Annotated in this window: 1 protein-coding gene; it reads right to left on the reverse strand. The window is 74.3% G+C overall.

From position 1 onward, the window contains the following. Positions 1-2580, reverse strand: a 2580-nt coding sequence (locus IE249_RS34215; RefSeq protein ID WP_229859931.1) for a SpoIIE family protein phosphatase, incomplete at its 3' end; no start/stop codon positions are given. Positions 2581-2596 lie beyond the last annotated feature (16 nt).

Consider the following 2596-nt stretch of genomic DNA (forward strand, 5'->3'; position numbering starts at 1 on the left):
GGCGCCGTAGCGGATCGCGTTGGTCAGCAGCTCGCTGAGGACCAACTCCATCACGAACGACTGCTCCTCCAGCCCCCACTCGTGCAGCCGGCGGCTCACGTCGCCGCGCACCCGGGACACCGCCATCACGTCGAAGGGCACGTCCCAGACCGCCACCCGCGAGGGATCGAGCAGCCGGGTACGGGCGACCAGCAGCGCCACGTCGTCGCTCGGATGCTCCGGGAGCATCGTCTCCATCAGGGCCCGGCACGTCTCCTCCGGCGTCCGGTCCGCACCGGCGACGGCCGAGCCGAGCAGCCGCAGCCCCTCGTCGATGTCCCGCCTGCGGTCCTCGACCAGGCCGTCGGTGAACAGCACCAGCCGGCTGCCCTCCGCCAGGTCCAGCTCACCCGCCTCGAAGGGATGGCCGCCCACGCCGAGCGGCGGCGAGAGCGGCAGTTCCGGGAACGTCACCCGCCCGGCCGGGTCCACCACCGCGGGCACGACATGGCCCGCGCGGGACAGCGCGCAGCGCCCTCCCACCGGATCGTAGATCGCGTACAGGCAGGTGGCCCCGGTGACCGGGGACGCCTCCCCGTCGGCGCCCGCCGTGGGCGAGTCCAGCCGCATCACCATCTCGTCGAGATGGCCGAGCAGTTCGTCCGGGGGCAGGTCAAGGGAGGAGAAGTTCAGCACCGCCGTGCGCAGCCGGCCCATGGTCACGGCCGCGTGCAGCCCGTGCCCCACGACGTCGCCCACCACCAGCGCCACACGGAACCCGGGCAGGGGTATGACGTCGAACCAGTCGCCGCCCACACCGGACTGCGCCGGCAGATAGCGCGAGGCCACCTCCAGCGCGTCCTGCTCGGGCAGGTCCCGGGGCAGCAGGCTGCGCTGCAGCGTCACGGCCATGGCGTGCTCGCGGGAGTACCGGCGGGCGTTGTCGATCGCCACGGCCGCCCGGGCCACCAGCTCCTCGGCGACCGCCACGTCCTCCTCCTCGAACCGTGGCGAGCCGGCCGACCGCCAGAAGTTGACCATGCCGAGCACCACACCGCGCGCCCTGAGCGGCACCGTGATCAGTGAGTGGATCCCGTACTCGAGCACCCGCCGCGCGCCCTCGGGGTCCTGGGCCCGCCAGTCCTGTGCGGCATGCAGGTCGGGCACCAGCACGGCCTTGCCGCGCCGCAGCGCCGCCACCATCGGGGTGTCGGCCACCACGAACTGGATCAGGTCGCCCACCGGCTGCAGCGGCCGGTCCGGGTCCGGTCCGCGCAGCACGGTGCGGCGCATCCGGTTCACCGCGCCCGTGGGCTCCTCGCCGTGCAGCACGGCGTCGAGCAGCTCCACGGTGACGACGTCCGCCATGCGGGGCACGGCCACCTCGGCGAGCTCCTCGGCGGTGCGCCGTACGTCGAGGGTGGAGCCGATGCGCACACCGGCCTCGTACAACAGCGTCAGACGCTCGCGCGCCACCTCGGCGCGGCCGGTCAGCGCCCGCAGCTCGGTGGTGTCGCGCAGGCTGGCCACCAGTCCAGGCGCGCCGCCGTACGGCGCGGTCGGGCGGGTGTTGACCGCGAGCAGCCGGTCCCCGGCCGGGAACACCTCGTCGGAGGCCACCTCGCCGGACTCCAGCAGCCGGGTCAGCTCCGGCGACAGGCCCAGCTCCGAGACGTGCCGCCGGTCGGAGTCCTCGGGGAGGTCCAGAAGCCGGCGCGCCTCGTCGTTGGCGAGCAGGACGCATCCGTCGGCGCCGACGATCAGCACGCCCTCGCGCACCGCGTGCAGCACCGCGTCGTGGTGTTCGTACATCCGGGTCATCTCGGCCGGGCCGAGGCCGCGGGTCTGGCGGCGCAGACGGCGGCTGACGAGCGCCGTCCCCGCGGTCGCCAGGACCAGGGCGACGGCCGCCGAGCCCAGGACCATCGGCAGCTGCTTGTTCAGCAGATGTCCGAGCGTCTCGACCTTCACCCCCGCCGTGACCATGCCGACCACGCGCCGGCTCGCGTCCATGACGGGCACCACCGCGCGCACGGCCGTTCCGGGGGCGCCGTGGTAGGTGTTGACGTACGTCTCGCCCGTGGTGGCCGGTCCGATGCCCGTGTCCTTGGTCCCGAGCAGGCGCGGATCGGGGGCGACCAGCCGCACTCCCTCCTTGTCCAGCACGGAGACGAAGTCCAGGCCGGCGCCCACCTGTGTCTCCTCGGCCGGCGCCCGGAGCAGGGCCGCCGGGTCGGACGACTCCAGCGCGGGTGCCGTGCCGGGCGCGTGGGCGAACGCCTCGGCGGCGGCGAGGGAGCGTTGCTTGGCGCTGTCCTCGCCGTCGTAGCGGCCCTGCAGGACGAGGGCGGCGGCCGCCGCCAGGACCACCACCAGGACCACGATGACCTGGAGCAGGAAGACCTGCGCGGCGAGCGTGCCGACCCCCCAGAACCGCGTGAGGCGCACCCCTGCGGCGCGCCGCTGACCGGGGCGGCGGGACGGGCCCCGGTGTGGACCGGGGTGGCGGGACGCGCCCGGCCGGTCGTGTGAGGGATCGGGTGACCGGCGGCCGCCTGGCGGGGTCGCGTCTGTCCGAGACCGGCGGAAACGTCCGATCATGTCCTAGTTCTAGCAC

Origin of the sequence: Streptomyces anandii JCM 4720 (genome assembly GCF_014650655.1) — a bacterium.
GTDB classification, from domain to species: domain Bacteria; phylum Actinomycetota; class Actinomycetes; order Streptomycetales; family Streptomycetaceae; genus Streptomyces; species Streptomyces anandii.